The sequence below is a fragment of the Pseudomonas sp. stari2 genome (genome assembly GCF_040760005.1).
Lineage (GTDB): Bacteria > Pseudomonadota > Gammaproteobacteria > Pseudomonadales > Pseudomonadaceae > Aquipseudomonas.
Genome location: NZ_CP099760.1, coordinates 2,430,050 through 2,456,046 on the forward strand (window position 1 = coordinate 2,430,050; position 25,997 = coordinate 2,456,046).

Sequence of the window (25,997 nt, forward strand, 5' to 3'; positions counted from 1 at the left end):
CGCTGTAAGGCAGGCGTTCGTCATTGAATGGCCTGGATCGGATCTTGTACTGGCTCATCCCAACCCACGTGACCTTTGGTAGGGGTCACCACTAGGAGAGGAGGCGCCATGCCAACTATTACTCTTCCCGACGGCAGTCAACGTTCATTCGATCACCCGGTTTCCGTAGCCGAAGTCGCTGCCTCTATCGGTGCAGGCCTGGCCAAGGCCACCCTGGCCGGCAAGGTCAACGGCAAGCTGGTCGATGCCTGCGACATCATCGACAGCGACGCAACGCTGCAAATCATCACGCCAAAGGATGAAGAGGGGCTGGAAATCATTCGCCACTCTTGCGCTCACCTGGTTGGCCATGCGGTCAAGCAGCTGTACCCGACGGCCAAAATGGTCATCGGTCCGGTCATTGACGAAGGCTTCTATTACGACATCGCCTTCGAACGTCCTTTTACTCCGGACGACATGGCTGCCATCGAGCAGCGCATGCAACAGCTGATCGATACCGAATACGACGTCATCAAGAAAGTCACTCCGCGCGCCGAAGTGATCGAAGTCTTCAAGGCTCGCGGCGAAGATTACAAGCTGCGCCTTGTCGAGGACATGCCGAACGAGCAGGCCATGGGCCTGTACTATCACGAAGAATACGTCGACATGTGCCGCGGTCCGCACGTGCCGAACACTCGCTTCCTGAAATCCTTCAAGTTGACCAAGCTGTCCGGCGCCTACTGGCGCGGTGATGCCAAGAACGAGCAACTGCAGCGCGTTTACGGCACTGCTTGGGCTGACAAGAAGCAGCTGGCTGCATACATCCAGCGTATTGAAGAAGCTGAAAAACGCGATCACCGTAAGATCGGCAAGCGCCTGGGCCTGTTCCACACCCAGGAAGAAGCGCCGGGCATGGTGTTCTGGCACCCGAATGGTTGGACTCTGTACCAGGTGCTTGAGCAGTACATGCGCAAAGTGCAGCGCGACCATGGCTATCTCGAGATCAAAACGCCGCAAGTCGTTGACCGTAGCCTGTGGGAAAAGTCCGGGCACTGGGCCAACTACGCAGACAACATGTTCACCACCGAGTCGGAAAGCCGCGACTACGCGATCAAGCCGATGAACTGCCCATGCCACGTGCAGGTGTTCAACCAAGGCCTGAAGAGCTACCGCGAGCTGCCGATGCGTCTGGCCGAGTTCGGTGCTTGCCACCGTAACGAGCCATCGGGTGCGCTGCACGGCATCATGCGTGTACGTGCATTCACCCAGGACGACGCCCACATTTTCTGCACCGAAGAGCAGATGCAGGCTGAATCCGCTGCGTTCATCAAGCTGACCATGGATGTTTACCGCGACTTCGGCTTCACCGACGTCGAGATGAAACTGTCCACTCGTCCGGAAAAACGCGTTGGCTCCGATGAGCTGTGGGATCGCGCCGAAGCGGCACTGGCTGCTGCACTTGACAGTGCTGGCCTGCCGTACGATCTGCAGCCGGGTGAGGGAGCGTTCTACGGTCCGAAAATCGAATTCTCGCTGAAAGATTGCCTCGGTCGCGTGTGGCAATGTGGTACTTTGCAGCTCGATTTCAACCTGCCAGTGCGTCTCGGCGCCGAATACGTCTCCGAAGACAACAGCCGCAAGCATCCGGTCATGTTGCACCGTGCGATCCTCGGTTCGTTCGAGCGTTTCGTCGGGATTCTGATCGAGCACTACGAAGGTGCATTCCCTGCGTGGCTGGCGCCAACCCAGGCAGTGATCATGAATATCACTGATAAACAGGCAGATTTTGTTGCTCAGGTCGAAAAAACTCTCAACGAAAGCGGGTTTCGTGCCAAGTCTGACTTGAGAAATGAAAAGATCGGCTTTAAAATCCGCGAGCATACTTTGCTCAAGGTTCCATATCTCTTGGTTATTGGGGATAAGGAAGTCGAGATGCAGACTGTCGCTGTGCGTACTCGTGAAGGTGCTGACCTGGGCTCGATGCCCGTCGCCCAGTTCGCTGAGTTTCTCGCGCAAGCGGTTTCCCGGCGTGGTCGCCCAGATTCGGAGTAATTATTATTAAGCGTGAAATGAGACAAGATAAACGAACTGCACCGAAAGCCCCGATCAACGAGAATATCTCGGCACGCGAGGTTCGGTTAATTGGCGCTGACGGCGAGCAGATTGGCATCGTCTCGATTGATGAAGCGCTTCGTATCGCTGAAGAAGCAAAGCTTGATCTGGTAGAAATCTCCGCAGACGCAGTCCCACCGGTTTGCCGTGTGATGGACTACGGCAAGTCGATCTTCGAAAAGAAGAAGCAGATTGCTGCGGCGAAGAAGAACCAGAAGCAGATTCAGGTAAAAGAAATCAAGTTTCGTCCAGGGACGGAGGAAGGGGATTACCAGGTAAAACTGCGCAACCTGGTACGTTTCCTGAGTGACGGGGACAGGGCCAAGGTATCCTTGCGATTCCGCGGCCGTGAGATGGCCCACCAGGAGCTGGGGATGGAACTCCTCAAGCGGGTTGAACAAGACCTGCTCGAGTACGGTTCGGTCGAACAGCATCCTAAGATGGAAGGACGCCAGCTGATCATGGTCATCGCCCCGAAAAAGAAGAAGTAATCAACAGGGCACGGCAGGCCTTCTGATTATGTTTATCAACTGAATGCGGAGTATCCGAACATGCCAAAGATGAAAACCAAAAGTGGTGCTGCTAAGCGGTTTCTGAAAACTGCTAACGGTATCAAGCACAAGCACGCTTTCAAGAGCCACATCCTGACCAAAATGTCGACCAAGCGTAAGCGTCAACTGCGCGGTAGCAGCTTGCTGCATCCGTCTGACGTGGCAAAAGTCGAGCGCATGCTGCGCCTTCGTTAATTTTTGGATCAAGAATAGAGGAAGTAACTCATGGCTCGTGTAAAGCGTGGCGTCATTGCCCGTAAACGTCACAAAAAAATTCTGAAACTTGCTAAAGGCTACTACGGCGCTCGCTCGCGCGTATTCCGTGTTGCCAAGCAAGCGGTAATCAAGGCAGGCCAATACGCCTACCGTGACCGTCGTCAGAAAAAACGTCAGTTCCGCGCTCTGTGGATCGCTCGTATCAACGCTGGTGCTCGTGTTAACGGTCTGTCCTACAGCCGTTTCATCGCTGGCCTGAAAAAAGCGTCCATCGAGATCGACCGTAAGGTTCTGGCTGATCTGGCAGTGAACGAAAAAGCGGTGTTTGCCGCGATTGTCGAGAAAGCTAAAGCCACCTTGGCTTAAGTACCCCCGACAGTCACCCGACCTCACCTCTGTGAGGGCAGGTGGTAAACGTCATAAATAGGGGAAGAGCCTTCAAGCTCTTCCCCTATTTTGTATCTGGAGTCTGTACATGGAAAACCTGGATGCGCTGGTCTCTCAAGCACTAGAGGCTGTGCAAAGCGCTGAAGATATCAATGCCCTGGAGCAAATCCGGGTTCAATACCTTGGCAAAAAGGGTGAATTGACTCAGGTGATGAAGACCCTGGGGAATTTGCCGGCAGAGGAGCGTCCGCAGGTCGGCGCCCTGATCAACGTTGCCAAGGAACGTGTCACAGGCGTTCTCAATGCGCGCATGGCTCTGTTTGAGGAAGCCGAACTGGCTGCCAAACTGTCCGCCGAGTCCATTGACGTAACCCTGCCGGGCCGTGGTCAGACCTCCGGTGGTCTGCATCCGGTAACCCGGACTCTGGAACGTATCGAACAGTTCTTCACCCATATCGGCTACGGCATTGCCGAAGGCCCTGAGGTCGAAGACGATTATCACAACTTCGAAGCGCTCAACATCCCAGGCCATCACCCGGCCCGGTCGATGCACGACACCTTCTATTTCAATGCGAACATGCTGTTGCGCACCCATACCTCACCGGTACAGGTCCGCACCATGGAATCGCAACAGCCGCCGATCCGCATCGTCTGCCCAGGCCGTGTGTATCGCAGCGACTCCGATATCACCCACTCGCCGATGTTCCATCAGGTCGAAGGCCTGCTGGTTGATCGCGATATCAACTTCGCCGACCTCAAAGGCACGATCGAAGAGTTCCTGCGAGTGTTCTTCGAAAAAGAACTGGCCGTGCGTTTCCGTCCTTCGTACTTCCCGTTCACCGAGCCTTCAGCTGAAGTCGACATGGAGTGCGTGATGTGCAGCGGTAAAGGCTGCCGCGTCTGCAAACAGACTGGCTGGCTGGAAGTGATGGGCTGCGGCATGGTTCACCCGAACGTGTTGCGCATGTCCGGGATCGATCCGGAAGAGTTCTCGGGCTTTGCCTTCGGCATGGGCGTTGAGCGTCTGGCCATGCTGCGTTACGGCGTGAACGACTTGCGTCTGTTCTTCGACAACGACTTGCGGTTCCTCGCGCAATTTCGCTAGTCGTAACGAATTCTTAGGAGAGCAGGATGAAATTCAGTGAACAATGGCTGCGTGGCTGGGTTAGCCCGCAGGTAAATCGCGACGAGCTGGTTGCCCGTCTGTCGATGGCCGGTCTTGAGGTCGATAGCGTTACGCCGGCCGCCGGTGCTTTCAGTGGCGTGGTGGTGGGCGAGGTGCTGAGCACCGAGCAGCACCCGGATGCCGACAAGTTGCGTGTGTGTCAGGTCAGCAATGGCGCGGAAACCTTCCAGGTCGTGTGCGGTGCACCAAACGTGCGTCCGGGCCTGAAGATTCCTTTCGCGATGATCGGTGCCGAGCTGCCGGGCGACTTCAAGATCAAGAAAGCCAAGCTGCGTGGTGTCGAGTCCAACGGCATGCTGTGCTCGCAAACCGAGCTGCAGGTCGGTGAGGGCAATGACGGTCTGATGGAGCTGCCGGCCGATGCGCCGGTGGGCGAAGATTTCCGCGTTTATCTGGATCTGGAAGACGCCAGCATCGAGGTCGACCTGACCCCGAACCGCGGCGACTGCCTGTCCCTGGCCGGTCTGGCGCGTGAAGTCGGCGCGTTGTACGACGCTCCGGTCACTCGTCCTGTGGTTCTCACGGTTCCTGCCGTGCACGACGAAGTGCGCTCGGTCGAAGTGCTGGCGCCTGCCGCCTGCCCACGGTACCTGGGTCGTGTCATCCGCAACGTTGACCTGTCCAAGCCTACGCCGCTGTGGATGGTTGAGCGCCTGCGTCGCGCTGAAGTCCGCAGTATTGATGCCGCGGTCGATATCACCAACTACGTGATGCTCGAACTCGGTCAGCCGCTGCACGCTTTCGACCTCGCTGAAATCAACGGCGGCATTCGTGTACGCATGGCGGAAGAGGGCGAGAAGCTCGTTCTGCTCGACGGCCAGGAAGTCAGCCTGCGTAGCGATACGCTGGTGATCGCCGACCACACTCGCGCTCTGGCCATTGCCGGCGTGATGGGTGGCGAGCACAGTGGTGTATCCGCGACCACTCGCGACGTGTTCCTTGAAAGTGCATTCTTCGACCAGATCGCTGTGGCGGGCAAGGCTCGTTCCTATGGTCTGCACACTGATGCTTCGCACCGCTACGAGCGTGGCGTGGACTGGCAACTGGCCCGTGAAGCCATGGAGCGCGCCACTGGCCTGCTGCTGGAAATCACCGGTGGCGAAGCCGGCCCGATCATCGAAACCGTCAGCGAGCAGCACTTGCCGTCGATCGCGCCGATCACTCTGCGTGCTCAGCGCATCACCCAGATGCTGGGTATGGAAATGGATTCGGCCGAAGTCGAGCGTCTGCTCAACGCTTTGGGTCTGAAAGTTTCCGCCGAGGGAGCAGGACAGTGGCGCGTAGAAGTGCCAAGCCATCGCTTCGATATCAGCCTGGAAGTCGATCTGATCGAAGAGCTGGCGCGTCTGTACGGTTACAACCGTTTGCCGGTTCGTTACCCGCAAGCTCGTCTGGCGCCGCAAGCCAAGGCTGAAGCGCGCAGCGATCTACCGGAGCTGCGTCGTCTGTTGGTTGCTCGTGGTTATCAGGAAGCGATCACCTATAGCTTCATCGATCCAAAGCAATTCGAGCTGTTCAATCCAGGTGTCGAGCCGCTGCTGTTGGCGAACCCGATCTCCAATGACATGGCCGCCATGCGTTCGTCGCTGTGGCCAGGCCTGGTCAAGGCGCTGCAGCACAACCTCAACCGTCAGCAGGATCGTGTCCGTCTGTTCGAGAGCGGTCTGCGCTTCGTTGGTCAACTGGATGGTCTGAAGCAAGAGCCGATGCTGGCCGGTGTTGTCTGCGGTAGCCGTCTGCCGGAAGGTTGGGCGCAAGGTCGCGACACCGTCGATTTCTTCGACGTCAAGGCTGACGTAGAAGCGGTGCTGGGTTTTGCCGGTGCGCTGGATTCGTTCACTTTTATTCCAGGCAAACACCCGGCGCTGCACCCGGGTCAAACCGCGCGCATCGAGCGTGAAGGGCGTGAAGTCGGCTTTATCGGTGCGATTCACCCTGAGCTGTCGAAGTCCCTCGGTCTCGACCGCCCGGTCTTCGTTTTCGAGCTGGTTCTGGCTGAAGTGGCGTTGGGCAAAATGCCTGAATTCCACGAGTTGTCGCGCTTTCCTGAAGTGCGTCGTGACCTGGCACTGATTGCGCACAAAGACGTTGCAGCCTCGGCTGTACTGGACGTAATCCGTGAAAATGCAGGCGAATGGCTGACAGACCTCAGGCTATTTGACGTGTATCAAGGTAAAGGTATTGATCCTGATAGAAAAAGCCTCGCAGTCGGCTTGACCTGGCAGCATCCATCGCGCACTCTTAATGACGATGAGGTGAATTCGACGACGCAAAATATCCTCACCTCGCTCGAACAAAGGTTGAACGCCACGTTAAGGAAGTGACGTATGGGGGCTTTGACGAAAGCTGAGATGGCGGAACGTCTGTATGAAGAGCTGGGCCTGAACAAGCGGGAAGCCAAGGAATTGGTTGAATTGTTTTTCGAGGAAATCAGGCACGCTCTTGAAGACAACGAGCAAGTCAAATTGTCGGGTTTCGGCAATTTCGACCTTCGGGACAAACGCCAGCGGCCTGGCCGCAACCCGAAAACGGGGGAAGAAATCCCGATCACGGCTCGCCGTGTGGTCACCTTTCGTCCAGGGCAGAAGTTGAAGGCCCGAGTTGAGGCTTATGCTGGAACCAAGTCATAACGACGAACTACCCGTCATCCCGGGCAAACGCTACTTCACCATTGGTGAAGTCAGCGAGCTGTGTGCGGTAAAACCGCACGTGCTGCGCTACTGGGAGCAGGAGTTTCCTCAGCTCAACCCCGTCAAACGCCGCGGAAACCGCCGGTATTATCAGCGCCAGGACGTGCTGATGATCCGGCAGATCCGCGCGCTCCTTTACGATCAGGGGTTCACCATCGGCGGCGCGCGCCTGCGTCTGTCCGGCGATGAAGCCAAAGACGACACCACCCAATACAAGCAAATGATCCGCCAGATGATCGCCGAGCTCGAAGATGTGTTGGTGGTGCTCAAGAAATAATTTCCTGCTTTTAAATACTTCCAGTTTTCAAAAGCTTGCGATATATTCTTGAGCGTTCTTCGAGGTGAAGAACGAGTTTCACGCCTAGTCGGGGCGTAGCGCAGTCCGGTAGCGCACTAGCATGGGGTGCTAGGGGTCGAGTGTTCGAATCACTCCGTCCCGACCATAATTCCTGAGTAAAATCAGACACTTAAGCCGATCAACTAGATCGGCTTTTTTGTGCCTGCGCAAAACCCGCGCAAAACTTGCGCAAAACTACCCGGTGATTTCGCTGATATTCAGGTCGGGAACTGCGTCCGACCAGACAATTTCTGCGTGGTCCCTCTGGTAGTTTTTGGTCATGCTCTCACTGGCATGGCCGGCGATTTTCTGCCCATCCTTTCCGGCTTTCTGATACAGGTGCAGCGACAACGCCCGTACCTCATGGAAGCCCGGCATCTCCTCTTCTTTCCATCCCTTGTAACAGCCAGCCGCATCCCGAGCCTTTTTAAAAGCCCCGGTCAAATACCGTTCCTCGACCTTCGTCCAGTGCTCTTTGGTCAGCGCTTGTTTCTGCTTTTTGCGATCAGGCCGGCGGTGTACCAAGTAAGGCGAAACAATGTCATCCCGGCATCGGCTAATCACGGCCTGGAGCTCTTCGGTCACTTTGAACCGGATCCATGCCGCGTCACTGGCCTTGGCTGTCTTCTGCTGCACCACATACAGAAAGCCTTCCCGAACACCATCAAACCGCATATTGAGAATGTCGGTGCGCCGCTGCGCCGTGATCAGTGCCAAGTCGATAGCATTCTGCAGCCAGAACGGTGACTTCTCTCGGATGGCTTTCAGGCCCTCGATTGTGTGCCGCTTGCGCTGTTTCTTCTCAATCCGGTTGATGGTGCTGGCCGCTGGGTTGTCAGGGCACAAACCCTTCGACGCTGCGTGGTTGAAGATGTCGATCAGCAGGGCCCGGCATTGGTTGGCTGTACGAGGGGTTAGAGCGTCCAGCATCTCTGCGATCATGCGGATCGTGATCTGGTCGACTGCTTTGCCTTCGAACTGCTTCCGGAAACGGCGGAAGTGGACCGCATAGAGTTCAAGCGTGCCCTTGGCCAGCTCGCGAGGCGGAAGAACATCGCGCTCGTAAGCGTCGAGGAATCCGGTGAAGGGCTCGGTGGCGCTGCCCATCACGGCCCCGACCAGATCGGCGCCGCGCATGAACTCCAGGTTCAGTTGCTTCGCTGCGTCGATCGCTTTTATTCGATCGGTTCCGAACTGAAACCACTTTCCGTCGGTTGGCCGCCGGTAGCGATAGCTCGAACGCCGCGAATCGAAGTACAGGTTCTGCGGGAGGCTCTTGTTCGCCTTGTTGCGCGGCCGTGGAACCATCATGCAGCTCCTTTCAACACCATCGCGACTAGGTCGTTGCCTTCCGACTTGCTGAACGCGGTCCAGTCGACGTACCAAAGTTTTCCAATCTGCTCACCGGGCAACTGACCGTTCCGGATGTAGTTGCGGATTGCTTGGGAGCAGGGTGGCGTGCCGTTTGCGCCCCAGCGTCGACGTTGAAACTCGCTGATCTTGATCAACTCTCGGTTCATTGATTACCTCGGAAGCGTCCGCGACGGATCGGCTGACAGCATGATGGATTAGACGGTTGCCGACTGAGCGCAGCGGAGGGGAAAGGCCTATTTTTGTAACGTTGAGATCTTTTGCTGGAGAACATCTTTTCACGGGCTTAAACAGGGGTAATCATCCTTGATGAAGACTGCGAATGATCAATAAATTAGCAAAAGATAAAAACATTAGCAAATGATAATTTGCTCGTGAGTTTGAGTATCGAGTTCAAAGCCTCCACCACTAATTCAGTCCAAGGCTTTTTTGCGCTATCGCTGGCAGCTTCATTCAAAGCTTTTTGGCGGGCCACTCTAACGCTGCCTAGCGTCTTACGAGGTGCTGCCTAAGCTCCGGTCGTCGGTCTTGTTTTTCACGACTGGCAAAACGCATTTTAAATCTATACAATCTTGCGCCGGTTCAAGGATGGCCATATGACTTGTCTTGATGGCTTTTTTCAGCTTTTCAGGGCATGCACATGGCAACCCACTTGTTGGAAGATGAGATAACTGCTCAGACAGTTGAGTTGATCGTCAAAGACCTGGACGAGGCGGTGGACGGTGATGAAATCGTCATTCTGATGCCGCACAATCGTGGCGGACAGGTTGATGCTGCTATAGACCTGTTGGATAGCATCATTGCCACAAAAGCAAGCGTATTGATTGAAATTGACAGGTACGTGATCAGTGCTGCTGCTTTCATTTACTGCTGGTTCTACTTCAAGCCAATGGAGCATGTGAGCGTCAGAACCAAGGGAGAGCAGGCGCTTATCATTTATCACCGGCCTAGGGTTTGTATTTCTGAGCACATTGTCTTCCTTGACGGTCTACATTCTGAGGATCCCTATTACAGGTATCTTTTGCATTACACAGAACAATTTGACGGTTTGTTCGATCTAATGTTAAGTGAATTTGGATATCAAGAAGCAAATGGGGAACCGCTCAATCACCAAGGATCTGATTACACGCACGAATTGCATCACATGAGGCTTGCGTACTACGCAAACCAAGATTGTGTGTTTCCTGCGTAAGGAGAAGGAAATGCTGACAAAAAGCTTGAAAGACATCGATCGCAGCAAGATCAAGACCCGCACCCGCGAGGAGATGGTTGAGCGATTTCGTGTTTTCAATCAACAAGAGCAGCAGATGAAGGCTGAGTTCCGACAAAAGGGCTTGCCCGAACCTACTGTCCTAGCCTGATTCAACTCTGATAAGCCCGGCCCAGCGCCGGGCTTCTTCGTTCTGGCAATCTCTGCTCATTGGTCTATCTTTAACGCGGGTGCCCTCCCGCGCGGGTTGGAAGCCTAAGCCTGCCGAATTCTCCCCCGAATGGCGGGCTTGTTTCTGCCCTACGTTCCGCTCTCGAGCCCCTCAGTCGCCTGGGCAAAATTCACCCCTGCCTTTCGCACCAGATGGCGCCACTCTTCAGGAGTGATCAGTTCATCTTGCTCCATCGTGTCAGCCATTTTGAGCAGCTCGTCATACTGCTCCTCGGCGCCCATTCGGATTTCTGGCTCCTCCAGCAACCTGCGCCAGGCGGCTAGGGCTTGTTTTCTCTCTTCTTCTCTCATGGCGATTCACCTAATGGAGTGTGAATCGGTAGAGCTCATCCGAAGCAGGAGGGTTCAGTTGCGGTGATTGACGCCCGTCTAAACCTAATCGCGCAGCCTATGACAGGGAGGGCAAAGCGGCTAAGAGCTCACCCAGCGTCGCCTTGTCCCGATCAAAGTAGGCACCCCCGGCGTTTGTGACAGGGAACTGGAGGTCGCCGATCTCGACGACGTCAGCAACGGAAAATAGTGAGATCAGCTCAAACCCTTTCGCTTCTCCGATCTCGATGCGCCACGACTCATCATCCGCGGCTACCATCGCCGAAAAGACCTCCGCATCCTCCCGTGTACTGAAGAGCTGCAGCAACTCGATCGACCAGGATTTATCATGGTCGCGATATCTCACGATGTCAGGCTCTCCTTCGCTCAGAAGGTAATAAGCGCTCTTTTGCCCGAGTGATTGAGCGTCGGGATGATTGGGGCCTCTCCGAATGATCCAAGCGCCGTTGGGCCCCTTGGCACTGATATGCGGGATCAGCGCAAATTGCTCGATGGTTGGCTCATCGTCAAATGGGTAGTGCGGTAGGGCGGGCCTGCCGAGATGCAAGACTGTGGCGCCGCATCTCAATTTTCCTCGATGACTCTCTGACGCGTCCCAATCTCCAATAGGTGAGTACCTGGCCATTAACCGGATGATCGCCGGCACAAGTGTCTGGGATTTTTTCCCCATCATGGGCGCGACTCGAATGAGCTTGCGGTCTCGCTCGCGGACTGTGTCGCTCGGGATCGGCTCAAGAGCTTCCCGTGTGATCTCTACAAAATCCCATTCGATAATGCCGTCTTTCTCCTGGGCCACAAGCTGCTGAAGTCGCTCAGGCTCCATGTAGAGCTGTTCAGGTCTCAAAGGAATCGAGTCCGTCTCTCGTTCAGCGCGGCCGGCGCCTGGGTCCGGAGTGATCGAATTGATCGGCGCTCTCCAATCACACCCACGACTGTTCCAGATATGGACGGCGTTCTCGAACACGACACCAGCGGTGCTGCTCTCCGGCGTTCCAAAGTAGTAGCGAACGTATTGAGGCGTGCCGAAGAACGTCTTGGTCATAGAGGAAGGAGAGGGATGGGTCCCATCAACGACCTTGTACTCGAGGACTAGGTCCAAGTCGCCACACATCAGTGCGCCGCGGGCATAGGAGCCCACTACCCACAAAGAGGTGATCTCAACCTGGGAGGTTACCAGTCTGTTAAGGAAGTTTTTGTAGGCGATCGTGCGGACGGATGCCTCGTCGAGTCTCTGGCAGATTCTCTCGAGCTTTTTGGTAAATGAATCGCGGGGATAGCGCTTTTCGAGTGCGGCCATGCTCTTGTCTTTTCACGTAGGGTGAGGAGGGCGACCGTATCACTCCGCGCAGCTAAACCACCATTAGCAACAGGTACAACTAGATCTCTAACGTAGTCAGCTGATCGAGACCACCGATTAAACAAACTCGATGGTCTTGCGAACACGCGATTCCTAACGACCCCATGAGTAGCCGTTTTGTCCGCAGTTTCTGGAAATAGACAAAAAAATGTCGTCAGCGGAATATTGCTTGGCCGCCCATGCGTCAAGGTTGGTTTGGATCACAGCTCTACAATTTTTTGGAAGCCCTGTTTTTCCATAAGTTGGTTCCGCATTGGGATCGCCTGGTGCTGTGAACCTGCCTACAGCTATTCCTATGATCAGAATCAGAACTACGTTCAAGTATTTCATTCTGTTCCCTGTGTGGATTGAATGCTGGTAACGTTAATGCGGTAAACCGTTTTTTTGCTTTTCTGTACCATGTCAACGGCTGGACACTGCTGAAGCTTTGCAAGGCCGAGACCATTTTGGGCGCTTTTTTGATAGCTCTGAATAGATGGCGTTGATTAAAGCCGGTTCGGTTCCAATCGGGCTATATAAACCAACAACTCTGGGAATTGCTCCCATGTCGGTGTCCTTATACCGGTATATGTTGAGTCTGTTTGCCCCAATGGCAAGAACTCCGTTTTCAATTGTTGTTTGATCAAGCTTGCTTGGCAGTGGCAGGGAGGAGGCTACCGTTTCTCCAGGAAGACCTATCGCCTGAACTGTGAGTGTTCCTGTGAGGCTGTTTGACTGTGCTTCGAAACCGATAGCACTCAGGCTAACCAATGGAATACCTGATTCCAGCGCTGTTACGTCAGCAGATAGTCTAAGCCCGACTCCAATGTAAACTGGAATGGTTACGACATCCCCGTTTACGGTGGCGGAAGCTGGTGTAGGCTTGTTTGGATCAACAACTGTGACGTTATACCCACTTATTGGCATCCCTGCACCGCGCGCGTCACTGAGCTTCTTAGTGTATCCATATGTGATTGCAGAAATTAGGAAGGTGACCGGAATGGCATCCACATTCACATAGTCAAGAACTGCGCGATAACTCTTTCCCTTAGCTGTAAATTTTGCAGGTCCGAAGGACAAACCTCCAGATTGTTCGTAGCTGGCAACCGCAAATCTTACTGTTATGTCGGGAAGGGATTGAGAGAGTGGCGCAAAAGACTTAGGTCCTTTTGGGGCAGTAAACTCTGCACAGCTATCCGCTTCGAAATCTTGATCAATTGCCAATCCATCTAGAGGCACGTAACCATAATTAGAGGCTCTGGACGCTAAGGTATCTGGCAGAGAGGGATTTCGCCCCACCGTGGTGCAGCCACTAACAAAAAATAACACGCCACCAATCATTGCGGCAGACACAGCTTTGCCAAACGTAACTGATGATGCTTTCACCCCTCTTCGAAAGCTCCGGCTTAATCCGCGATATGACAACCGTTTTACATCCATTCTCATGCTCCTTTGGGGCGGATCTCCAGATGATGGCACTTTACCGCTACTAGGCCGCCTTCGAGGTATAGACCAATAGCGCGGTTTCCTCTATGTGCTACAGGAAAATTCCCAGGAAAGCAGATTTCTCAGCTCTTGCACCCACTGGTATGCAGCCTCAAACCTTTTCCTGATCACTCCAATCTGCACAATTTCCGTGTCGCGAGTTGCGCCACCTTCCTGCCAAAAATCGCAGTGTTACATATTGCTAACTGGCGATAGACTGGAGCTAATTTAGTACGCATTGGAGGATCCCTGGTGGCAAGACTTAGCAATGCTGTGCGAAGTGTTTCGGATCTTCCCGGATGGTTCGATTTAAAAAAGTATGAGTTTACAGCTGAACTTGATAGTGCTGGTTGGTATGAGCAGCTCTTTGCAAGAGAGCAGTTATTTTTATTGATGAGTTTTCGTAGAGGGGCGGACGGGCGACAGATAAATGAAACCGTAGCTTTTGAAGTGGCATCTGAAATATGGTCAAAAACGAATATTTCATTTGGTGAGTCTAATGTTTTATCGTCTGTATGCGGCTTCGATGGGGCCATGAGTCGTGTTAGGTCAGACTATTCGAGACCAGTGCATTCCCTTACCTATAGACAGTATCTGCAGCAGGGGGATAGGATTAAGGTTGTAGCTAAAGAGAAAGCGGATAACTGGTGGAGGAATGTAAGTCGTGATGATCTTAGTTTGGGTAGTGTGGACTTAAATCTTGCTCGTCAAGTAATGGGGTTTGTTGATTTGCCATTGTATATGTCTCAAGAAAAATCATCGTTGCACACTATGGCTAATGTTGATTTGACTATGCCAGATACTGTTTTGTTAGAGGCTTTTAAGACATGGCTTGTTAAGGCCAAATCGGATTTTTACCTTTCTTCCGGTAAACAATACAGAAAGCCAGATTTATCGGCATGGCGTCGCCTAGGAGTACTTCCATACATTGATTTAATTTCCTGGGCCGAGCTTTCAGGTAAGAGCATTCCGAACAGAGTAATGGCGAATGCCATTTTTCCAACAGGAGAGGGTGGCGAGGAGACCATTAGGAAGACGACGGCCCCTCTTGCAGTAGAAATCGTAGGTCGTGGAGAGCATTCAGACAGGACCATTCTGGATACGCTACTGGCAGTAGCCGCTCTTGAGGGTGGAGCCGTAGGGGTTGGTTAATTCGGAAGACCTTATGTCTCAATTTTTTCCGGAAAAAAGATGGTCCTTTTGAGCGCCTTCCATTTGCTTATTTTGTGTGAATAATCGGAAACCATCGTAAACACAGTAAATCCGAGAGGCGCACGATGGTAGGAATGGTCACCCAGGCACAAAAAAGCCCGATATGCCGGGCTTGGTATTACTCAGAGATTTCAATATCTCCATTTTCATCTGGGGCTGGCAGCGCATCGAACCGATCAACCATTCCTGGAAACTCTTCTTCCATCATGCGGCGTGTTTCTGGATCTTTAAGTTTCATCCGGAGCCCGATGAACGTCAATTTGCGCATCAGCTCTTCAGTAGAAATTCCAAGCTTTGCTGCCTCCATATCGAACTCCTCGGCTTCTTCTGCGGTGAGCTGAACCTCGATTTCCTTAGTGGTTTTCTTCAGTTCTGGCATCAGATCGTAGGCGTCCATTTTCAGAACGCGGGCCAGTTTAAGGGCGCCACCTAAGCGTGGTTTGGAGCGGCCAGCCTCATATCGGACGATCTGAGGCTGACTGATGCCACTTAGCTCAGAAAGATCCTTTTGAGTAAGACCCGCTTCGGAGCGCGCCCATAGCAGGCGCTCAGCAAAAGATCTGGTATCGGTCATTTAGTCCCCGGAGGCTTTCAATTACTCGGTTTCATATCACTATACCAGAGAACAAATGATCTCCAATGATCACTATTGACAAGTGATCGCTTGAGGTATGAAATGATCACAAGTGATCTATTTTGTGGCGATGGAGGTTGGATATGAAGCAAGAGAAGAGCCCGCTGGTGATTCGTTTACCGGTGCCATTGAGAGCGTGGTTGAGTATGAAGTCAGAGGAGAACGGGAGGTCAACGAACGGGGAGGTGGTTTTCCGGCTAAGGAAAATGATGGAGCAGGAGATGGAGCATGAAAAACAGCAGGCATGAAAAAGCCCCAAGCGCGCCAACGCTTGAGGCCTATGAAGCAGTGAATATTTCTGAGGACATTCACATGAAACAGAATACGGCATCACAGGAAAAACTCAATGCTGGCGCTCTCAAGGAGCCGCTCACCATTGAAAGCTCATTCGTTAGCTGTAATGTCGAGAGGCAGGAGTTGTTTGCGGTGCGCCCAGGAATTCCTGCCGTAGATGCGCTTAGCCAGGCGTCCTGCATTCTCTACAGCGTGCGGGAGTCGCTGTGTGAGGCAGGTATGCAGCAGACCACTATCTCCCCGACTCAAGCATGGTTGCTCCACTTGGCCGTCGAATCGGCCAAGGCGGTGATTGATTCTGTGGGTGAGGGCCTGGAGAAACTCGCATGAACAACTCCTTGAGCCAAATTGAGCAGCCGGTAGGGATTGCGTCATCTTTTCAGCCTAAACGATGCGTGTCGCCTGCCACTATGTCGTCTCGCGAGATTGCCGATCTAGTCGAGTCACGCCATGACAGCGTGAAGCGCACCATCGAGCGTTTGCAAGAAAAAGGCGTTGTGAGCTTTTCACCGTCGGTGGAAACCTCCCACGAAGGTTCTGGCGCACGCCCGGTTGAGGTGTATCTCGTAAACAAGCGTGACAGTTTCGTCATTGTCGCTCAGCTCAGCCCGGAGTTCACCGCTGCGCTGGTGGATCGGTGGCAGGAGCTGGAAGGGCAGATCGCACAGCCGCGCGAACTGTCACGCATGGATCTGATACAGATCGCCTTCGAGGCAGAGCAACAGCGCCTGCAGTTGACTATCCAGGTTGAGGCTCAGGCCTCGAAGATCCACTCCTTGGAGAACCTGTTCAGGGAAGGCATGACCCACACCCAGTTCTGCAAGGGTCTCAATGGGGTCAACGTCATGCAGGTGGGCAAGTTCCTCGAAGGACGCAGCTGGCTCTACAACGAGAGCAAATCCGGCCTGCGCTTCCGTGTGGCGTCATACGCTCGTGACAAGTACATGACTGAGCACCAACATGAAGTCACTCCGCACGGAAAGGAACCGTTCATTTGCTTCACGCCTGTTCTGCTCAAGAAGGGCGCAGTGCGTCTATACGATCTGTATTTGGCCGGCGAGTTGCCTATGAAGAAAAATTGGGACGGCCAATTTTTCCACCGCAAGGCTACAGAGGTGGACTTGGAATGATCTGGGGCGCCGACTTAAGGAAGGCGTGAGGGGAGCCCGGCCTAGCGCCGGGCTTTTGCTTTCTTGGATCAGGATTTTTCGGAGTTGGCTTTCTCAAGCAGTACCGCGATGCCTTCCAGCAGCACCAAGTCTGACTCTTTGAGTTTTCCCTTCGCCGCGGCGCGGGCCAGCTTATCGAGGATTGCAATCGATTTAGGTGAGGCGTTTCCGATCATCGCCTGATACACGGGGGATTGTTCTCGGATGATCTCAACGCGGCCGAACTCGCCTTCGATAACGTTCGAACCGTAGCCGGCAGGGTTAACAAGAACGCCTGGCGCTAGGCCGATTTTCTGTTCGAGGTTGAGTGCCGCTTTTTCGCCTAGGCCGCGATGGCCATTGAGGATCTGGGACAAATAGGAGGCGTCCAGATCGTGCTGCTCTGCGAATTCTTTCTGACTGAGTGGGCCGATTACACGCCGCAGCGCTTCGACCCGAAGAGTTTTCATATCCATAGGCGAATAGTGATCCTGCGTTAGCAAACAGTAAATTATAAAATGCTATTGCTATGTAAATTAGCAAAGTGTAATCTGAGGTTCTTTCGGAGGTCACCATGACGCTAATCGAACTTATCCGGTCCTTGGAGCCGACTCAACTGGAAGCTCTTGCAGAGCGAAGCGGTACCAGTGTCGGCAACCTTAAACAGATCGCTTACGGGTACCGCCTCGCGGGGCCAGGGCTAGCCATAAATCTTGATCGGGAGTCGGGGAGGGCGGTGACCTGCGAAGAACTGCGCCCCGATATTGATTGGGCCTACCTGCGTAATTCCTCTACCAGCTCCGAGCAATCCGCCGCCTGATTCGATGAGCAAAGTTTCGCTCATCGACAAGACGTGCTGCCACGACAACCGCCAAGAAACAGGTACATCGCGCAATTCATGAGGCAGTGCTGGATGCGGGGCCAAAGCAGTTGGCTCATCTGATGGGCATGAGCCACACCGCGCTTCTGAATCGCAGCAATCCGAATGATGACTCGCACCGGCTGAACCTAGAGCAGTTCCTACAGATCCTGGTGCATAGCAACAACCCGGAGCCGCTGCAGCAATTGGCAAGCGCTTTGGGGTACGAACTGGTGCCCCGGGTGAAGCCGCAAGGGGTCAGCCTGATCCAGGCCTTAGTGCATCTGGCAGCAGAGTCGGGTGACGTCTCTCGCGCTGTACATGACGCCTTGGCCGATGGTCATGTTTCGCAGATCGAGAAGGCCGGGATCCAGAAAGAGATCGGCCATGTGCGGCAGTGCTTGCTGGTGCTGGAGGAGTCGGTAAAGGCCGCTTGATCAGTTCAGAGAAAACCTTAAGTGGCCAAGAAATCATTCCCCAGTTGGCAGGCGTAGATGATGAGTCCATTCAGGGGGAGAAGGTGATCAGAGCAGGACTTGCATTATTTCAAACGGGTGGATGATCAGATTCACCCGGGGCAGAAAGCAACAAGCCCGGCGGGAACCGGGCTTATCAATCGTCCTGTGCAACCAGGACAAAACATCTCAATGAGGTACTAATCATGGCACACGCAATCCGTAGTGAACAAGTCAGTTCGAATGTGCATCCATTCCCACGACCTCAGGCACGAGATTCAGAGCCTGGACTCTATGAAGCGAAGGAAGGAAGTGCTCTGCATGGTTTGAGCGAAGAGCAGCGTATCGCGGTAGCGGAACTGATTCATGCCCAGCGCAAGCATGCGGTGCAGTGGTGGACATTTCTCAATGAAATGCGGGCACGCAGATTGTTGCCAGACTGGATCGATCGTCAAAGCGTTGGTAATGGGCCTGATATGGATCGTTACCGTGATGGTTGTGAAGCTGTAAACCTCGCGCTTTATGGCACTCGGCGCGTGTGTGTGGCAGGTGGGTATTGCAGCGTGGAGTTCGACGAATGAGCCAGGCCAATTTCCCTCTCGAACGGATAGACGAAGCAGCAAACTCGGCCCATTCCGCAGGGTATTTCATAGACGCAATCGGCCGTCTTTTCTTCGACCTCGCCGGTGAAGATCCCGATGCGGTAGAGAGGATTCTGAATGGCTACACCCTGGGTGGTATCGCCGCCGGCCTGCGTATTGTTGGTAGTGACCTGATGTCGCGTAGTGACGAGCTGAAGGCTCTACTCGCAAAGTCAGACGGTCGGGGGATGTCGAAATGAAGCCCATGCCAGAAATACCTGTGCCTCCTCAGAATGCCTGCAAGATCGCAGGCCCATGGCCAACCTATACCAGCTTCCGAAATCTTCCTGAGCGCGAACGCTGGGTGCTTTACGGCAGTGCCAAGGCGTATCGGCAAGCTTTAGAGGATCAGGGGTTCGTCATGGCCGAGTCCTACGACGCGTTCATCAAGCGTGTGACTGACGAGCTGGAGCTTTGACCTATGAGCATGGAATTGATGGTCAAGGCTATGAAACTCAAGGTGGGCAATCCGCTGCGCAAACTGGTGCTGGTCAAGCTGGCCGACAATGCCAGCGACCAGGGCGAGTGCTGGCCCTCTTACCAGCACGTCGCAGATCAGTGCGAGATCAGCCGATCGACTGTGAAAGTTCATATCCGCGAGCTGGAAAAGGCCGGATTGTTGCGCCGTGAGTTCCGTCGCAAAGGCGAGCTAAATCAGTCGAACGTCTTCCATCTTGTACTCGACAGTGGGGCAGCTGCTGCCCCAGGGGGTGGGGCAGCAGAAAACCCACCTCGGGCGGCAGAAAACCCAGGGGGTGGGGCGGCAGCTGCCCCCAGAACCAGTCACTCTTCTGAACCAGTCAAGGAACCTAAACCTATGGTCTCTCCAGACTCGACGGAAGGCTTTGAACAGTTCTGGAAACTGTACCCAAACAAGGCAAGCAAGAAAGACGCTCGCAAGGCTTGGGAGAAACTGAAGCCAAGCGCAGAGCTGCAACAAACCATGTTGACCGCACTTGCTCAGCATCGACTTTCCCGACCGTGGTTGAAGGATGACGGTCAGTACATCCCTCACGGCTCACGCTGGATCAACGGAGAGAAGTGGAACGACGTACTGACACCAGCAGGTGCAAGTTCAACTTCGGCGTATCACAGCCTGCCCACGCATACGCAGGAGATGTATCCGGAGGTGAGTAATGGCGCGAACTTCTAATTTTTGCCGGCAACCTCACGTTCGCTTTTTCGATCTCGAATGCGCGTTACACGGAACGGTGAGCAGTTCTGAAGTCGAACAGTTCGATGGCTCGGTATTGCCTCGTGGCTGCAAGCATTGCCACTGGGAGGCTTTGCACACTGCGCCAAAGACGTCCGAGGCTCACATCCTCGCTCGAGGCAGGAAGCAGGCTGAGGACATGAATAAGCTGCTCTTAGGCTCTGGTATCACTCCACGCTTCAACGGATGCACGTTCGAAACTTACAGGACTACAGGTGGAGGTGAGGGAATGTCCAAGGCTCTGAATGCCTGCATGGACTACGTCGATCAGTTTTCCGACAACTACGCCGCCGGCCGATCACTGGTCCTTACCGGCAACGTTGGCAATGGCAAGACGCACCTTGCCTGCGCGACCGTCCAGGCAGTTATCCGTAAGCATGGAGCTCAAGCGGTAATCGTCACTGCAGCTGAGATCATCCGCGTCTTCAAGGGAGCGATGGATCGCAGTGCCGAATATTCGGACAGAGAAGTTCTCGACGAGTTGGCTGCCTTCGACTTGTTGGTAATCGACGAAGTCGGTGCTCAAAGTGGCAGCGCGTACGAACTCGGTGTTCTTCATGAAGTGATCGATCGACGCTACCAGCTCGTCCTTCCGACTGTTGTGGTCTCCAATCTTGCTGCTACAGATCTGGCTCGTTACATCGGAGACCGAGCGCTCGATCGCCTGCGTCAGGCTGGCGGGAAGGCCATTGGTTTCAACTGGGCATCCGCGCGAGGTGCTGTATGACGCGAGAACTGTTTAGCGATGAGGCGGAGCACGCTCTGTTGGGCGCCATGTTGTTGGACTCCGACTTATTCGATGCCATCACAGCCCAAGTGCAGGTCTCGGACTTCCATGATCCAGAAAATGCTGCACTGTTCCAAACGATGATCGGCTGTCACTCAGTTGGTTGTCCTGTTGACCCTGTAACGCTGCATGACTTCGCCGAGTATTTGCCAAGCGGAGCCCGAACCATGGCTTATGCCGCCGAGCTGGCCCGCAACACGCCGAGCACAGCCAACTGGAAGGCCTATGCCAAGGTCGTTACCGAGCGGGCCGTTCTTCGTCGCTTGGTTGACGCCGCCGACGCTGTGCGCGACCTAGCCACTGAGAATCGGCCGGTCGCCGAGATCATCGCTAATGCTCAGCAGGCAATGGCGGATCTGCGCGATCTTCACACTGGTGAACCGGACTATAAGCGCATGGATGAGGTGGTGGCGCGCAACGTTGATGTCATCGATTCCAAGTTCAATAGAACCGTGCAGTCGGCCATGTCGACGGGGCTGGTGGATCTGGACAAACTCACCCGGGGCTTGAGGAAGAAGACTGTCACCATCATGGCCGGCCTGCCAGGGAGCGGTAAAACCACTCTTGGACTTCAGATCGCCCAGCACATCGCGTGCAGCGGCGCGGGTGTCGGCATGGTGTTCTCGTTGGAAATGCCGGAGGAGGAACTTGGCAATCGTGCGCTGGCGTCCATCGGTGGTATCGACCTGCGAAAACTCGACGACGGACAGCTGCAGGATGACGACTGGCCACGCCTGACTTCGGCTGTGTGCAAGATCCAGGATAAGCCGCTGTTCGTTTGCGACAAGTCCGGGCTGACGGTGGCGCGCATCCGCAGTATTGCCCGCCAAGTACAGCGCGCTCACGGCCTTGACGTGGTGGTGATCGATTACATCGGCCTGATTGGCTCAGACGGCAAAACGTTCAACCGCACTTCGGAGCTGGGCAAGATCTCGACCGGGATCGTGAACGTCGCCAAGGAGCTGGAGGTGCCGGTGATCCTGCTGGCGCAACTCAACCGCGACTCGACGAAGCGCCCGGGCAAAAAACCAATCGCTTCCGACCTGCGTGACTCAGGCCAGATCGAGGCGGACGCCCACTGCATCATCCTCGTTCACCGGGATAACGACTCGGAGGAGGGCCAGAACGGCGTCACCGAACTGATCATGCCCAAGTGTAGGCACGCTCCGGTTGGATCCTGCCTTGTCCAGCAACAGGGGCAGTACGCTCGATTCGTCAACTTCGCCGGGAGTAGAGAACCTTCGGACGAAGAGGTCGAGATGAATCGCCCATTCGCTAGCAAGTACAGAGGGGGTCGTCAATGAGTGGTCAAGTTGCTGCGATGCTTTCGCGCAAGAGCATGAGTGAATTAGAGCGGCAGTTTTTGAAGGTCGCCGGCGAAGAGTTGGCCAAGGCCAAGATTGGCGGTCCGATCGCGATGATGTATCTGCTCGACATGGTCGCCAGCTGGCACGGTAGTCGGGGAGAGCTTGGCTTCCACGACTTCGGTCAACGGTGGTTGATTGAGGGTAACGCCAAGAGCAAGCCCGCAGACAGGCTGCTTCGTGACTTGTTCGGCCTAAGCGATCTGGATCCGAGGAAAGCCGCATGAAGAAACGCACGTACGTTGGCAAACCGCTAGGTGATACCGAGTGGATGCTGGAACAGTGGGGCTTTTGGCGCATGGATGGAATGGGAGTGCCGCATTACGTTTCCCCGCTCCATGCTTTGATTCGAGATAACACGCAGTGCCACGGTGGAATAAAGGAGTACTCGGTGACCGATGACTTGGCCTTGGTGCTTGATAGGGCCGTCGCGCGATTGACGAAACGGGATCAGCAGATGGGAGACTTTATCTGGCTTTACTTCGGCGCCAAATGGACGGCCTTACGCATCGCAAGGGGAAACGACATGGGCGAAGCGAAGGCGAGGGAGATCATCAAGGCCGGAGTTGCGTGGATTGACTCGGCCTTGGAGACAATCCGTGAGGCAGCGTAAAAAAGCCTTTCCACGCGGATAACTAACTGATTTCATGGCACAGTGCTCGGGTTTTCAAGCGCGACACCACAAAAGCCCGGCTATTGCGTCGGGCTTTTTGTTACCTGGCGTTCTTGAATTTTCCAAATCTGAACCCATGTTTAAGTTTCTAATCTAGCAGGGAGCTTTTCATGGGTATCAACTTCAACGTTGGCGATGTTGTGCGTTCTAAGATCGGTGATCACGATATGACGGTGTGGGATGCAGGCCCCATTGAAGTAGGTGGAGCTGCGATCGGCACCAAAGTTATGCGGGGCACGATGCGCGATGATTTGGTGATTTGTGCATGGTTCGCAGGGAAAAAGGTTGAAACAAAACGCTTCTCTGTCAATGAACTTATCCTCATTAGGTCGGCGGAGCATCACGATATTAGAGAGGGTGATGTTGTCCAGCTCGCTTCTGGTGGCCCCAAGATGCTTGTTGAAACCTGCGGCCCGATGGAAGTTGGAGCGCTTGCCATGGCTAGCTCTGCTCGCGGAATTGTCAAAGTGGGTGGATCTATTCGTGAGGATCTTGCTGGCTGCAAATGGGAGAATCGCACTAAGAGCGAGCGCAAGCGCTTCCAGCTTGCGGTACTCAAGCCGGCATGAAAGCGTCAGCGCGTTGATGAACTCATAATCTTGTAGTTTTCTTTCTTCAAGCCTCGCCACTGTGCGGGGCTTTTTTATGCCTGAGATTCCGAGGTAGGCCATTACTGTCACTGTCGATGCCAAGCTCATCGAGATTGCCCAGTGTCTGGCAGCGACTGCCTCTCAGTGCAAGGAAAGTGGCATGACCAAGCTGGCTGAGACCTTCGCCAAGGCTGCTACTGACCTGCTTGCTCAGAGCATCAAGAACACGGACACCGTCCACTAACCAGATTCCATCAGCCGCCTCCCCAGCGGACTTCGGCGCCTCACACTGGCGCCTTTTTATTCCCCAACCGCCGAGACCAACGAGGCGCTTATGAGATCGCAAGCCATGTCAGAGCCAGGACCGTTGACCGCATTTGGTGGGATCGCGCTCTACAAGCTCGGTGCCTTCGGTTTCGTAGCTGTTCTGGCCGCCATTGTGGTTATGGCCATGACATTGCCCAAGACGGTGCGTGAGTTCGTTGTGGCGATGATCAGCACCACCGTCTCAAGCATCTGCGGTGGCGCCTTCGTAGTGCGCTGGTTCGATCTTGGCGCATGGGCGAACGATGACATAGGGCTGATCGCCATTGGTGGTGTGATCTTCGTCTGCGGCCTTCCTGCATGGGTACTGGTCCGGGCGTGGTTCAAGTGGGCCGAGAATCGCAAGGATAAGGATCTGGCGCAGCTCGCCACGGATCTCACGGAGTTGAAGAAGACTGTCACCGGATCGATCAATCCGCAGTAACTCGGAGTTCGCCATGATCGGCCCTATGCCATAGGCAGTGGTGTCGATCACGCATACACAGCAATGGATATGGGCGCCTCAGCCTATCAAGCCGTCGAGATGGCAGCCAAGCGCGATACGGGGACTGGTGGTCTGATCCGCACTTTCACCATCTCCGCCGAGTAACAGAAGGAATTCAGCATGACAGCCAAGCCTGATTGGGAGGCGATCGAGCGCGCCTACCGGGCTGGTTCTCTTTCGATCCGAGCCATTGGTGAGTTGCATGGTGCAAACCACGCCACGATCCTGAAGCGAGCCAAGAAACACGGCTGGGAGCGAGATCTGACTGAGCAGGTCAGGGCGGCAACCAAGCAGAAGGTAACCACGGCGGTAACCAGAGCCGATGGAAAGTCACCACTGGTTACAGAGGCTGAGATCGTTGATGAAGCGTCCGATCAAGCTGTAGCGCTCGTCCTGTCTCACCGCTCAAGTTGGGCAAGATGGCATGACATTGCGAACAAGCTCAGCGCGTTCTTGTCTGAGGCCGAGATTGATGACAAGAACCATGGCGACTTTGCCCGTTCGTTGAACGCCGGCGTCGATGCTCAGCTGAAAATCATCAAAGGGCAGCGCCAGGCTTACAACCTTGGCGATGATAACGGTGAAGGCTCTGGTCCTGGTGATAACAACCTGACCATCCAGTTCGTCAAGCCATCCAATGGCAATTGAGTTCCCCGACAAGCTCGCATTCCTGTTCGAGCCGCATCGGTACAAGGTGGCGTACGGCGGGCGTGGTAGCGGCAAGTCGTGGAGTTTTGCCCGGGCGTTGCTGCTCCAGGGCGCGCAGAGACCAATGCGCATTCTGTGCACTCGTGAGATCCAGAAGAGCATTGCTGACTCGGTACACAAGCTTCTGGCTGATCAGATCGCCAGCCTCAAGCTCGGCGGCTTCTACGAGGTTCAGCAGGCCTACATCAAGGGTAAGAACGGAACTGAGTTCAGTTTCGCCGGCCTTCAGCAACACACAGTCGATTCGATCAAGTCCTATGAGGGCGTCGACATCGTCTGGATTGAAGAAGCCCACGCGGTCGTCAAGAAGAGCTGGGACGTCTTGCTCCCGACGATCCGTAAGCCGAACTCCGAGATTTGGGTCACCTATAACCCACAGCTTGAGTCTGACGAGACGCACGAGCGCTTCGTGACCAAGCCTCCGCCCGACTGCGTGTCGGTGCTGATGAACTACAACGACAACCCATGGTTCCCGGCGGTGCTTGAGCAAGAGCGCTTGCACGCCAAGGAGACTATGAAGCCTGAGCAATACGCTCACATCTGGGAAGGCAAGTGCATGCCGGCAGTCGAAGGCGCCATCTACTTCGAGCAGATGAGTCAGGCCGAGTCGCGCATCGCTAACGTGCCGCACGACGGGCTGCTGAAGACCCACGTCATCTTCGACTTGGGCTGGAATGACGCAATGACGATCATCCTTGCCCAGAAGATGGCAGGCGAGATCCGCATCATCCACTACATCGAAGGTCATCAGCGCACGCTGGCCGAGTACAGCGCCGAGCTGAAGGGCTTGCAGCTTGATGGACAGCCAATGAACTGGGGCAACGTCTATCTGCCCCATGACGGCTACTCCAAGCGCCACCAGAGCGGCAAGTCAGACGCCGAGGTGATGGGCCAGCTCGGATGGACTGTGATGCCAGTGCCGAACATGCACGTCGAGCAGGGCATCAATCGGGTTCGCGAAGTGTTCCCTCGCACCTACTTCAACCGTGACCGAACGGCTCGCCTCGTGGAGTGCCTCAAGCGCTACCGCCGGCAGATCAACCAACAGACAAACGAACCGGGCCAACCGCTGCACGACGAATACAGCCACGGCGCGGACGTGATGCGCTACCTCGCAGTCGTAGCTGACCAGCTCAGCAACGACGAGTGGGGCGGCCAGCTCAACTATCGCAAGCTCAACAACGCATAAG

Annotated in this window: 35 protein-coding genes, 1 tRNA gene and 1 pseudogene; 30 read left to right on the forward strand and 7 right to left on the reverse strand. The window is 54.7% G+C overall.

Annotated features, from left to right (window positions below):
• Positions 1 to 108: 108 nt before the first annotated feature.
• The 9 genes from thrS to NH234_RS11085 all read left to right on the forward strand — a co-directional run bounded on the left by thrS (position 109) and on the right by NH234_RS11085 (position 7,564).
• Positions 109 to 2,031: a threonine--tRNA ligase gene (gene thrS, locus NH234_RS11045; protein WP_367256483.1), complete on the forward strand. Its 1,923-nt coding sequence runs from the start codon at positions 109 to 111 to the stop codon at positions 2,029 to 2,031.
• Complete coding sequence (gene infC / locus NH234_RS11050) at positions 2,031 to 2,582, forward strand: translation initiation factor IF-3 (protein WP_170929631.1); 552 nt, start codon at positions 2,031 to 2,033, stop codon at positions 2,580 to 2,582. The genes thrS and infC overlap by 1 nt, the downstream gene beginning before the upstream one ends.
• Positions 2,583 to 2,642: 60 nt before the next feature.
• On the forward strand, positions 2,643 to 2,837 hold the full coding sequence (rpmI, locus tag NH234_RS11055) for a 50S ribosomal protein L35 (RefSeq protein WP_002553160.1): 195 nt from the start codon (positions 2,643 to 2,645) through the stop codon (positions 2,835 to 2,837).
• Between the two features lie 30 nt (positions 2,838 to 2,867).
• On the forward strand, positions 2,868 to 3,224 hold the full coding sequence (gene rplT / locus NH234_RS11060; RefSeq protein WP_007913489.1) for a 50S ribosomal protein L20: 357 nt from the start codon (positions 2,868 to 2,870) through the stop codon (positions 3,222 to 3,224).
• 109 nt (positions 3,225 to 3,333) lie between these two features.
• Positions 3,334 to 4,350 carry a phenylalanine--tRNA ligase subunit alpha gene (gene pheS, locus NH234_RS11065; RefSeq protein ID WP_085732504.1) on the forward strand — a complete coding sequence of 339 codons (1,017 nt, stop codon included), beginning with the start codon at positions 3,334 to 3,336 and terminating at the stop codon, positions 4,348 to 4,350.
• A 26-nt stretch (positions 4,351 to 4,376) separates the two neighbouring features.
• Positions 4,377 to 6,755, forward strand: coding sequence for a phenylalanine--tRNA ligase subunit beta (gene pheT / locus NH234_RS11070; RefSeq protein ID WP_367256484.1), 2,379 nt, complete (start codon positions 4,377 to 4,379; stop codon positions 6,753 to 6,755).
• A 3-nt stretch (positions 6,756 to 6,758) separates the two neighbouring features.
• Positions 6,759 to 7,061 carry an integration host factor subunit alpha gene (ihfA, locus tag NH234_RS11075; protein ID WP_002553164.1) on the forward strand — a complete coding sequence of 101 codons (303 nt, stop codon included), beginning with the start codon at positions 6,759 to 6,761 and terminating at the stop codon, positions 7,059 to 7,061.
• Positions 7,042 to 7,398: a MerR family transcriptional regulator gene (locus tag NH234_RS11080; RefSeq protein WP_003179985.1), complete on the forward strand. Its 357-nt coding sequence runs from the start codon at positions 7,042 to 7,044 to the stop codon at positions 7,396 to 7,398. The genes ihfA and NH234_RS11080 overlap by 20 nt, the downstream gene beginning before the upstream one ends.
• 89 nt (positions 7,399 to 7,487) lie before the next feature.
• Positions 7,488 to 7,564 (forward strand) — tRNA-Pro (locus tag NH234_RS11085).
• An 89-nt stretch (positions 7,565 to 7,653) separates the two neighbouring features.
• Here NH234_RS11085 and NH234_RS11090 read toward each other — a convergent pair.
• Together NH234_RS11090 and NH234_RS11095 are read right to left on the reverse strand one after the other, a co-directional pair.
• Positions 7,654 to 8,766 (reverse strand): tyrosine-type recombinase/integrase, encoded by a 1,113-nt coding sequence (locus NH234_RS11090; RefSeq protein WP_367257150.1) that lies wholly within the window; start codon positions 8,764 to 8,766, stop codon positions 7,654 to 7,656.
• Positions 8,766 to 8,978, reverse strand: coding sequence for a hypothetical protein (locus NH234_RS11095; protein WP_367256485.1), 213 nt, complete (start codon positions 8,976 to 8,978; stop codon positions 8,766 to 8,768). The genes NH234_RS11090 and NH234_RS11095 overlap by 1 nt, the downstream gene beginning before the upstream one ends.
• A gap of 491 nt (positions 8,979 to 9,469) precedes the next feature.
• Here NH234_RS11095 and NH234_RS11100 point away from each other — a divergent pair, with 491 nt between their 5' ends.
• Complete coding sequence (locus tag NH234_RS11100) at positions 9,470 to 10,021, forward strand: hypothetical protein (protein ID WP_367256486.1); 552 nt, start codon at positions 9,470 to 9,472, stop codon at positions 10,019 to 10,021.
• 10 nt (positions 10,022 to 10,031) lie between these two features.
• On the forward strand, positions 10,032 to 10,190 hold the full coding sequence (locus NH234_RS11105) for a hypothetical protein (RefSeq protein WP_367256487.1): 159 nt from the start codon (positions 10,032 to 10,034) through the stop codon (positions 10,188 to 10,190).
• Between the two features lie 149 nt (positions 10,191 to 10,339).
• Here the strand turns inward: NH234_RS11105 and NH234_RS11110 are convergent, their stop codons facing one another.
• From NH234_RS11110 to NH234_RS11120, 3 genes are all read right to left on the reverse strand, one after another.
• The gene (locus tag NH234_RS11110; RefSeq protein ID WP_367256488.1) at positions 10,340 to 10,561 is read right to left on the reverse strand and encodes a hypothetical protein; all 222 of its coding nucleotides are present in this window, start codon (positions 10,559 to 10,561) and stop codon (positions 10,340 to 10,342) included.
• A 97-nt stretch (positions 10,562 to 10,658) separates the two neighbouring features.
• Complete coding sequence (locus NH234_RS11115) at positions 10,659 to 11,897, reverse strand: hypothetical protein (RefSeq protein ID WP_367256489.1); 1,239 nt, start codon at positions 11,895 to 11,897, stop codon at positions 10,659 to 10,661.
• A 462-nt stretch (positions 11,898 to 12,359) separates the two neighbouring features.
• Positions 12,360 to 13,376 (reverse strand): hypothetical protein, encoded by a 1,017-nt coding sequence (locus tag NH234_RS11120; RefSeq protein ID WP_367256490.1) that lies wholly within the window; start codon positions 13,374 to 13,376, stop codon positions 12,360 to 12,362.
• Between the two features lie 297 nt (positions 13,377 to 13,673).
• Between NH234_RS11120 and NH234_RS11125 the strand changes: the two genes are divergently transcribed.
• Positions 13,674 to 14,573: a DUF6387 family protein gene (locus NH234_RS11125; RefSeq protein ID WP_367256491.1), complete on the forward strand. Its 900-nt coding sequence runs from the start codon at positions 13,674 to 13,676 to the stop codon at positions 14,571 to 14,573.
• A gap of 178 nt (positions 14,574 to 14,751) precedes the next feature.
• On the opposite strand, the gene NH234_RS11130 is transcribed toward NH234_RS11125, so the two are convergent.
• Positions 14,752 to 15,207: a helix-turn-helix transcriptional regulator gene (locus tag NH234_RS11130; RefSeq protein ID WP_367256492.1), complete on the reverse strand. Its 456-nt coding sequence runs from the start codon at positions 15,205 to 15,207 to the stop codon at positions 14,752 to 14,754.
• 206 nt (positions 15,208 to 15,413) lie between these two features.
• Here NH234_RS11130 and NH234_RS11135 point away from each other — a divergent pair, with 206 nt between their 5' ends.
• The 3 genes from NH234_RS11135 (at position 15,414) to NH234_RS11145 (ending at position 16,691) form a co-directional block, all read left to right on the forward strand.
• Positions 15,414 to 15,515 (forward strand): hypothetical protein, encoded by a 102-nt coding sequence (locus tag NH234_RS11135; RefSeq protein WP_367257152.1) that lies wholly within the window; start codon positions 15,414 to 15,416, stop codon positions 15,513 to 15,515.
• The gene (locus NH234_RS11140; RefSeq protein ID WP_367256493.1) at positions 15,496 to 15,891 is read left to right on the forward strand and encodes a DUF3077 domain-containing protein; all 396 of its coding nucleotides are present in this window, start codon (positions 15,496 to 15,498) and stop codon (positions 15,889 to 15,891) included. Before NH234_RS11135 ends, NH234_RS11140 begins: the two co-directional genes overlap by 20 nt.
• Before the next feature lie 80 nt (positions 15,892 to 15,971).
• Positions 15,972 to 16,691 carry a Rha family transcriptional regulator gene (locus tag NH234_RS11145; protein ID WP_367257154.1) on the forward strand — a complete coding sequence of 240 codons (720 nt, stop codon included), beginning with the start codon at positions 15,972 to 15,974 and terminating at the stop codon, positions 16,689 to 16,691.
• A 68-nt stretch (positions 16,692 to 16,759) separates the two neighbouring features.
• Here NH234_RS11145 and NH234_RS11150 read toward each other — a convergent pair whose 3' ends face one another.
• Positions 16,760 to 17,185 (reverse strand): hypothetical protein, encoded by a 426-nt coding sequence (locus NH234_RS11150; RefSeq protein WP_367256494.1) that lies wholly within the window; start codon positions 17,183 to 17,185, stop codon positions 16,760 to 16,762.
• A gap of 98 nt (positions 17,186 to 17,283) precedes the next feature.
• Between NH234_RS11150 and NH234_RS11155 the strand changes: the two genes are divergently transcribed.
• The 15 genes and pseudogenes from NH234_RS11155 (at position 17,284) to NH234_RS11225 (ending at position 25,996) form a co-directional block, all read left to right on the forward strand.
• Positions 17,284 to 17,529 (forward strand): transcriptional regulator, encoded by a 246-nt coding sequence (locus NH234_RS11155; protein WP_367256495.1) that lies wholly within the window; start codon positions 17,284 to 17,286, stop codon positions 17,527 to 17,529.
• Between the two features lie 74 nt (positions 17,530 to 17,603).
• Positions 17,604 to 18,005: a phage regulatory CII family protein gene (locus NH234_RS11160; protein ID WP_367257156.1), complete on the forward strand. Its 402-nt coding sequence runs from the start codon at positions 17,604 to 17,606 to the stop codon at positions 18,003 to 18,005.
• A 224-nt stretch (positions 18,006 to 18,229) separates the two neighbouring features.
• Complete coding sequence (locus NH234_RS11165) at positions 18,230 to 18,604, forward strand: hypothetical protein (protein WP_367256496.1); 375 nt, start codon at positions 18,230 to 18,232, stop codon at positions 18,602 to 18,604.
• The gene (locus tag NH234_RS11170; RefSeq protein WP_367256497.1) at positions 18,601 to 18,864 is read left to right on the forward strand and encodes a hypothetical protein; all 264 of its coding nucleotides are present in this window, start codon (positions 18,601 to 18,603) and stop codon (positions 18,862 to 18,864) included. Before NH234_RS11165 ends, NH234_RS11170 begins: the two co-directional genes overlap by 4 nt.
• A complete protein-coding gene (locus NH234_RS11175) occupies positions 18,861 to 19,082 on the forward strand; it encodes a hypothetical protein (RefSeq protein ID WP_367256498.1) in 222 nt (73 codons plus the stop codon). Before NH234_RS11170 ends, NH234_RS11175 begins: the two co-directional genes overlap by 4 nt.
• Before the next feature lie 3 nt (positions 19,083 to 19,085).
• Positions 19,086 to 19,817 (forward strand): helix-turn-helix domain-containing protein, encoded by a 732-nt coding sequence (locus NH234_RS11180; protein WP_367256499.1) that lies wholly within the window; start codon positions 19,086 to 19,088, stop codon positions 19,815 to 19,817.
• 289 nt (positions 19,818 to 20,106) lie between these two features.
• On the forward strand, positions 20,107 to 20,604 hold the full coding sequence (locus NH234_RS11185) for an ATP-binding protein (RefSeq protein WP_367256500.1): 498 nt from the start codon (positions 20,107 to 20,109) through the stop codon (positions 20,602 to 20,604).
• Positions 20,601 to 21,968: a replicative DNA helicase gene (locus NH234_RS11190; RefSeq protein WP_367256501.1), complete on the forward strand. Its 1,368-nt coding sequence runs from the start codon at positions 20,601 to 20,603 to the stop codon at positions 21,966 to 21,968. The genes NH234_RS11185 and NH234_RS11190 overlap by 4 nt, the downstream gene beginning before the upstream one ends.
• A gap of 17 nt (positions 21,969 to 21,985) precedes the next feature.
• Complete coding sequence (locus NH234_RS11195; RefSeq protein ID WP_367257158.1) at positions 21,986 to 22,255, forward strand: hypothetical protein; 270 nt, start codon at positions 21,986 to 21,988, stop codon at positions 22,253 to 22,255.
• Positions 22,252 to 22,641: an antiterminator Q family protein gene (locus tag NH234_RS11200; RefSeq protein WP_367256502.1), complete on the forward strand. Its 390-nt coding sequence runs from the start codon at positions 22,252 to 22,254 to the stop codon at positions 22,639 to 22,641. Before NH234_RS11195 ends, NH234_RS11200 begins: the two co-directional genes overlap by 4 nt.
• A 170-nt stretch (positions 22,642 to 22,811) precedes the next feature.
• On the forward strand, positions 22,812 to 23,270 hold the full coding sequence (locus NH234_RS11205) for a DUF2158 domain-containing protein (protein WP_367256503.1): 459 nt from the start codon (positions 22,812 to 22,814) through the stop codon (positions 23,268 to 23,270).
• A 355-nt stretch (positions 23,271 to 23,625) separates the two neighbouring features.
• Positions 23,626 to 24,039, forward strand: a complete 414-nt coding sequence (locus NH234_RS11210) for a hypothetical protein (protein WP_367256504.1) — start codon at positions 23,626 to 23,628, stop codon at positions 24,037 to 24,039.
• A gap of 24 nt (positions 24,040 to 24,063) precedes the next feature.
• Positions 24,064 to 24,204 (forward strand): annotated as a pseudogene (locus tag NH234_RS11215) (proteasome subunit beta); the annotation flags it as partial.
• A gap of 15 nt (positions 24,205 to 24,219) precedes the next feature.
• Positions 24,220 to 24,747, forward strand: coding sequence for a hypothetical protein (locus NH234_RS11220; protein ID WP_367256505.1), 528 nt, complete (start codon positions 24,220 to 24,222; stop codon positions 24,745 to 24,747).
• Positions 24,737 to 25,996, forward strand: a complete 1,260-nt coding sequence (locus tag NH234_RS11225; RefSeq protein ID WP_367256506.1) for a PBSX family phage terminase large subunit — start codon at positions 24,737 to 24,739, stop codon at positions 25,994 to 25,996. The genes NH234_RS11220 and NH234_RS11225 overlap by 11 nt, the downstream gene beginning before the upstream one ends.
• The last annotated feature ends 1 nt before the right edge of the window (position 25,997 follow it).